The 7,020-nt window shown below is 50.4% G+C and carries 5 protein-coding genes; 1 reads left to right on the top strand and 4 read right to left on the bottom strand.

What is annotated here, in order from left to right:
- Positions 1 to 371: 371 nt before the first annotated feature.
- From FC99_RS13020 to hisS, 4 genes are all read right to left on the bottom strand, one after another.
- Positions 372 to 1,247, bottom strand: a complete 876-nt coding sequence (locus FC99_RS13020; protein ID WP_048735959.1) for a YitT family protein — start codon at positions 1,245 to 1,247, stop codon at positions 372 to 374.
- 121 nt (positions 1,248 to 1,368) lie between these two features.
- A complete protein-coding gene (gene msrA, locus FC99_RS13015; RefSeq protein ID WP_048735958.1) occupies positions 1,369 to 1,887 on the bottom strand; it encodes a peptide-methionine (S)-S-oxide reductase MsrA in 519 nt (172 codons plus the stop codon).
- Between the two features lie 335 nt (positions 1,888 to 2,222).
- A complete protein-coding gene (aspS, locus tag FC99_RS13005; RefSeq protein ID WP_048736426.1) occupies positions 2,223 to 4,010 on the bottom strand; it encodes an aspartate--tRNA ligase in 1,788 nt (595 codons plus the stop codon).
- Between the two features lie 24 nt (positions 4,011 to 4,034).
- Positions 4,035 to 5,330, bottom strand: a complete 1,296-nt coding sequence (hisS, locus tag FC99_RS13000; protein ID WP_048735956.1) for a histidine--tRNA ligase — start codon at positions 5,328 to 5,330, stop codon at positions 4,035 to 4,037.
- Positions 5,331 to 6,149: 819 nt separating this feature from the next.
- Between hisS and FC99_RS12995 the strand changes: the two genes are divergently transcribed.
- Complete coding sequence (locus FC99_RS12995) at positions 6,150 to 7,007, top strand: N-acetylmuramoyl-L-alanine amidase family protein (RefSeq protein ID WP_048735955.1); 858 nt, start codon at positions 6,150 to 6,152, stop codon at positions 7,005 to 7,007.
- The last annotated feature ends 13 nt before the right edge of the window (positions 7,008 to 7,020 follow it).

The following is a 7,020-nucleotide window of genomic DNA, read 5'->3' as shown; positions in this document are numbered from 1 at the left end:
GTCTCCAAAGTCGCCCGTGCTGTAAGCTGGCTTAAGAATCGCCAGCCAACACCACCCCCACGGCCGGCTACATCCCTGACCTCCTCCGGCTCTGATTGCGTTTTACCACAACAGCAGCTAGAAAATATAAAAAATTGACGTTTTCGGTCTAACTGACAACGATTAGTAGAATCATTATCTTAGAGTCGTCTAAGAACACTGTGTAAGCCGAGAGGTCGGCAGATAAGGCGAAGAACTCACTAGGTTGCCTATTTTGCTAGAGCGGGTATGACCGATACTTTGGAGCTCTCAAACTTTAAGAACAAGATTGAAATCTCACCGAAAAGAAACAGGTTTTACGGCATTCATCCGCAAAACCTGTTGATGACAAGTTACCATTTAGGCTCATAGAAGTGACCCAGGACCTTAACCGTGTCAGAAATGCTGACGAAGGCTTTCGGATCGGCCTCTTCCATGGCTGTCTCTAGGGCGTCCATTTCGTAACGTGTGATAACGGTAAATAGAATCGTCTTTTCGTCATGCCGATAAGCCCCTTCTGCCCCATGGACGATGGTAATCCCCCGTCGCATGTGGTTTTGAATGCTATCGATCACCGTCTTGGGCCGATCGGTGATGACCATGACTTGCATCCGCTGTTGCCGCGTAAAGGTCATGTCGATCACCTTGGCGTTGACGAACAGTCCCAGCGCAGAATACAGCGCGTATGGCCAGCCGTAAACGAATCCGGCGCTGACGACGATCAAACTGTTAAAGGCAATATTAATGGTCCCCATGCTCCGACCCGTTTTTCGCCGCAACACGATACCAATGATGTCCAAGCCACCGGTCGAGATCCCATTTTTCAACGCAAATCCCGTCCCAAATCCATTGACCGCACCCCCAAAAATCGCACAAATAATGGGATCACTGGTTAAATGAACTGGCTGAATCACGCGAATCATCACCGACGCAAACAGAACACAAATGAAGGTGAAGACCGTGAAAGACTTTCCAATCTGCTTCCAGGCTAAGACGAACATGGGAATGTTGATCAGAAACAGCCCTAGGGCCGTCGTAATGTGGAACGTCCCCAACCCAGCCGTCAAACTGTTGACCAATTGGGCTAACCCGGTAACTCCGGAAGAATAAATATGACCGGGCGTCCAGAAAAAGTTCACCGCAATTGACACTAAGACCCCGTAAAAAAAAGCAACGGAGAATTTCGCCGTATAGGTATGCCGTTTTAACAACTGCTGCACATCATCCATGATTTAAATACCGACCTCGCTTATATCTTTAATTATCCTTTATACTATGCTCGGCTTAGTATAGCATTTAATTGCCGTCACGGCCACGGCAAATACTGGGTTTTAACGACTTCTAACCTTTCTACCAATGACTTTTGACAAAGGCTTCACGACCGCCGGCTTCCTCTGCCGCAAACCGTTCCGGATTCTTTTTATAAAATTGTTGATGTCGTTCCTCGGCCGGGAAAAATGGCTGAACGACCTGAATCTTAGTCACAATAGGCTGGTCAAACTGCTCGCGTGCCTGTAAAGCGGCCTTGGATGCCATTGCCGTTTGGACCTGGGCTAAGCTGTTAACGAAGATGATTGGCCGATAATTGCTGCCGCGGTCCTGAAACTGACCGGCATCGTCAGTCGGGTCCGTTTGCTGCCAATAAAGGTCAACCAACTGCTGATAACTGACCACCGCCGGATCAAACCAAATCTTGACGGCCTCCGTATGGCCAGTCCACTGCGCCTTGACCTGTTCATAGGTCGGATTCGTCACGACCCCACCGGTATAGCCGGACAACACTTTTTTAATCCCCGGGAATTCATCGAATGGCCGGACCATACACCAGAAACAACCCCCAGCAAATGTTGCCGTTTCAATTTCACTCATCATAATCACTCCATTTTCTAATGTATTAATTACACGACTTTTTCGGGTAATCGTCAAGCCCCTCTTTAAGACACATAAGGTGGACTGAGATTTTATGGCAATGGTAATGGTCAGATTGGTACAAGGTGGGACGACTTTGGAGACGTGCGTTTTTCACGGCTTCAAAGCGAGCCGGAAGCCCGTTTCTCAGGCTGAAGGCGTTCCCCATGGCAGGCGGAATCCCTGGCAGCCGGAGCGCGGACAATTCCCGCTATTTTACACCAACCAAAAAAGATAGTCGTGACCAGCCAAACGGCCGATCACGACTACCTCTACTTATTTTCAAGTCCGTTCAATTAAGCTTCAGGCTTGTCTTCGTCCGCAATCAACAGGTCGAGGTCAAGCAACTGCTTGTCGGCAACCGTCGATGGGGCCTCAGTCATTGGTTCCGTGGCCTTCGAGTTCTTAGGGAAGGCGATCACGTCGCGGATGTTGTCGCGCTTAGCTAACAAGCGGGCAAACCGATCCAACCCAATGGCCAGACCACCATGAGGCGGGAACCCGTAATCCAGGGCCTTTAGTAAGAACCCAAATTGCTTTTCGGCCCGTTCAGGCGTAAAGCCTAAGGCCTTCAACATCTTCATTTGAAGTTCGCGGGTGTGGATCCGGATAGACCCCCCACCTAATTCCAGACCGTTCAAGATGATGTCGTAACTTTGGGCGTAGGCCTTGTGTGGGTCTTCGCCGTCGTTTAAGAAATGGGCATCCCCTTCGGCAGGCATCGTGAATGGGTGATGGGCAGGAACCCACCGCTTCAAGTCGACATCATAGTCGAACAATGGCCAGTTGACGATCCAGAGGAAGGCCCACTTGTTTTGGTCGATCATGTCTTGTTCCTTGGCAATGGCAACCCGCAGGTAACCCAAGGTTTGGGCAACGACGCGCTTGGAGTCGGCAGCGAACAGCAACAAGTCACCGCTCTTAGCACCAGTTGCTTCGGTGATCTGCTTGAACCAGTCACCTTCCTTGAAGAACTTCGCGATAGGACCGCTGAAACCATCGTCGGTCACCTTCATCCAGGCTAAGCCCTTGGCACCGAACCGTTCGATGTATTGGCCGTACTTGTCGATGTCCTTACGGCTGTACTTATCAGCACCACCAGGAACGGCGATAGCCTTAACTTGGCCACCGTCAGCAACGGCACCAGAGAAGACCTTAAAGTCGGTATTTGCCATGATAGCAGACAGGTCCTTTAATTCCATCCCAAAACGTACATCGGGTTGGTCGGTCCCAAAGCGAGCCATGGAGTCGTCCCAGTCCATCCGTTTGAACGGCAGCTTAACGTCAACGTTCAGCGTGTCCTTCATGACCTTAGCAATCAAACCTTCCGTCAGGTCCTGAATTTCTTCAGCCGTTAAGAAGGACGTTTCCAAGTCGATCTGCGTAAATTCAGGTTGACGGTCACCACGCAAGTCTTCGTCACGGAAGCAACGAGCGATTTGGTAGTACCGGTCAAAACCAGCACCCATCAACAATTGCTTGAACAGTTGTGGGGATTGTGGCAAGGCGTAGAAATGGCCCTTGTAGATCCGTGAAGGAACCAAGTAATCCCGGGCCCCTTCAGGCGTTGACTTCGTTAAGTCAGGCGTTTCAATGTCGATAAAGCCGTTCTTGTCGAAGTAACTGTGGACGGATTGCACGATCCGGTTCCGCAGCAACAGAGACTTTTGCATTTCTGGCCGACGTAAGTCTAAGTACCGGTACTGAAGCCGCAAGTCATCGGAAGCATTCACGCCATCCTTGATTTCAAATGGCAATTCCTTAGCCTTGTTCAACAGGTTGATCCCGGAAACCCGAACTTCGACCTTCCCCGTCTTCATGTCTGGGTTAACTTCTTTAGGCGCCCGGGCAACAACTTGGCCTTGCACCTCGATGACGTATTCGCTCCGTAAGTGTTCAGCGACGTCCAAGGCATCCTTGCCGTATTCTTCACTGAAGACCAGTTGCACGATGCCTTCACGGTCACGTAAGTCGATAAAGATCAAGCCACCCAGGTTCCGGCGCTTTTGCACCCAACCCTTTAGGACGATAGTTTGGTCAAGATATTGTTCGTCGACCAAACCAGCGTAAGTGGTCCGTTTCAAATTCTTTTCCATTATTTTCCCCTCTTATTTTGCCGTAAACTTGGTTGCCACGACGTTTTGGAAATCTTGATAAATGTCAGCTAATGGCACGCTGATTTCTTCACCACTAGCCATCGACTTCAAGTTGGCCGTTTGGTTGGCTAATTCTTGGTCCCCGATGGTCAGGGTATAAGCAGCGTCCAAACGGTTCGCCGTCTTGAACTGGGCCTTAGGCTTACGACCCAGGTAATCCCGGTCGGCCGTTAAGCCCGCCGTCCGAATGGCTTGGACAAGTTTTAATGTTTCCAGCGAGGTGTCGTCGCCGATACCCACAACGTAAACGTCTAACGGGTGGTCATTGGGAATGGCAACCTTTTCAGCTTCCATCAGTAAGACCAGGCGTTCAACTCCTAACCCAAAACCAACACCGGACATTTCGGGACCGCCCAGTTCTTCGACCAAGCCGTTGTACCGGCCACCGGCCAGCACGGTCGTGTAACCTTCACCTAATGCTGGTGAGTCCGCCATGATTTCAAAAATGGTGTGGTTGTAGTAATCCAACCCCCGGACCATGGTGGCGTCGACATCGTAGTCAACACCTAAGGCATCTAGACTAGCCTTGACCCGGTCAAAGTGCGCTGTGGCTTCTGGCGTCAGGAAATCCAGAATCGATGGGGCATCGGCAACCAGCTCTTGGTCGTGCTTATCCTTGCTGTCCAGGACCCGCAATGGATTCTTGTGCAACCGGACCTTGGAGTCATCACTCAACTCGTCAAAGTGTGGTTCCAAGAAGTCGATCAGGGCTTGACGGTAAGCCGCCCGCGTCGCTTGATCACCCAACGTGTTCAACGCTAAGCGCAAGTGCTTCAACCCTAACTGGCTCAACAGGTTCATCCCTAAGGCAATGACTTCTACGTCTAATTCTGGCGCGTCACTCCCGAAGGCTTCGACCCCGATCTGATGGAATTCCCGCTGCCGACCGGATTGTGGCCGTTCGTAACGGAACATGGGGCCCATGTAATAGACCTTGTAAGGCTTAGTGGTTTCGGGACCATACAGCTTGTTCTCGACGAAGGCCCGGACGACCCCGGCAGTTCCTTCAGGCCGAAGGGATAAGTGCCGATCGCCCTTGTCTTTAAAGTCGTACATTTCCTTGGTCACGATGTCGGAGGTGTCCCCCGAGGTCCGTGAAAAGACTTCAAAGTTTTCAAACATTGGCGTCCGAATCTCTTTGAAGCGGTAGTTAGCGAACAACTGACGGGCGGTGGCTTCAACGAATTGCCAGGTCTCAGAAGTCCCTGGTAAGATGTCGGCCGTTCCCTTTGGTCGTTGATAACGCATGAGCATTCTTCCTCTCTTCGTTTGCAGAAAATAAAAAACGCCCCTGTCAATTGACAAGGGCGCAGGTATGCACGGTACCACCTTTAATAAAGTTCTCTGCAGGATAACGTTGCAAACGAATGACGACAAGCGTCATTAGCCTCAAGAGTGTCTTCAAAGTCACACCGTTAGTCGCTCTCAGCTACGCGACCTCTCTAAAAACGGGCTTTCTTCTACTGTTCTCTCTCATCGGCAATCTATTTTATTCTTCCTAAGAATACTGAAAATGACTTGAAAAGTCAAGGTGTCCTAAGAAAATATGCCGGTTTGTTTGAAGTTGTGTCGACTGAGAGGTAGCACACCGATTGCCGTCCTCCGGCTTAGATTGTGCTGGCCCATTTCAATCGTTGAAGCCAGTCGTGGAGGTGGTGTCAGCTGGCGATTCTGAAGCCAGCTGACACCACGGGCGACTTTGGAGACACGTGGTCTTCATTGCTTCAAAGCGAGCGAGAAGACTGGTGATTTTCCAGTCTGAAGCGTCCCCACAGCAGGCGGAATCCCTGGCAGCCGGAGTGCGGCAATTTCACACTATCTTAACGGTACGAATCCTTGCCAATACTGGGGTGAGACAGGTATTTTATCTTTCAACCTTTAGTATCTGAATTAATTAACCATTAAATTATCCCCCAGAATAGAGATATTACCGTCACCCCTTACCAACCAATCGCCTGGACCATCCCCATTCTCGCCCCACCTTTAGCCTAAATTCCGCCATAATTTAACCAAGTCGCAATTTCTTTCGTGGTATAATTGAGTCTAATTTGACGAAGGAGACACAGTATGCACTTTAAACCTCAAAACTGGGTGGGCTTGGTCACCAGCCTCGCCATTCTCTTAGTGGCTGGCGGTCTGCTCTTTGCCTTTACTCAGCACAACGCCGTCACCGCTACCGTTAGCAATTTGAATTTGCGTGACGGCCCGGGACTGACCTACCAAGTGACACACAAAGTTAAAAAGAATAGCCGCTTAACCATTTTAAGCGAAAAAAATAATTGGTATCATGTGCGCGATAGCCATAACCATTTCGGCTGGGTCGCGAGCTGGCTGGTCGATCACCCCGGGAACCTCAAACGAGCTACCAACCTGTCGGAAGCCACGATTGTCTTGGACCCCGGCCATGGGGGCAGCGACTCCGGTGCCCTGTCGATCGATCAGAAACACGACGAAAAGACCTATACGCTAGAACTGGCAACTAAAGTGGAAAAGCTATTACGAGCCCGCGGTGCGCACGTCATCATGACGCGTTCAAGTGACAAGACCGTTAGTCTGGCAGATCGGCCAGCACTGGCCAACACCAATCAGGCCAGCGCCTTCATCAGTTTTCACTTCGACTCGGCCCCTAGTGACAACTTGGGCTCCGGGACCACGACCTACTATTACCACCAAAAAACGTCCTATGAATTGGCTGAAGACGTCAATTCGCAAATGAACGATCTGCCACTCACCAACCGGGGCGTCGAATTTGGTAACTTCGAGGTCATTCGCGACAATAACCGGCCATCTTTACTCTTGGAAATGGGCTACATCAATACCAAAAAGGACTTCAGTGAAATTCGTAACAGCACCTACCAGCAACACGTGGCTACCCGCGTCGTCGCCGGCCTCAGCAAATACTTCAAGTCAGCATCTAAAGGTTGAAAGTTCCAAAACG

The sequence above is a fragment of the Levilactobacillus koreensis JCM 16448 genome (assembly GCF_001435525.1).
GTDB lineage: Bacteria > Bacillota > Bacilli > Lactobacillales > Lactobacillaceae > Levilactobacillus > Levilactobacillus koreensis.
This window is presented reverse-complemented; position numbering and strand designations above follow the sequence as displayed.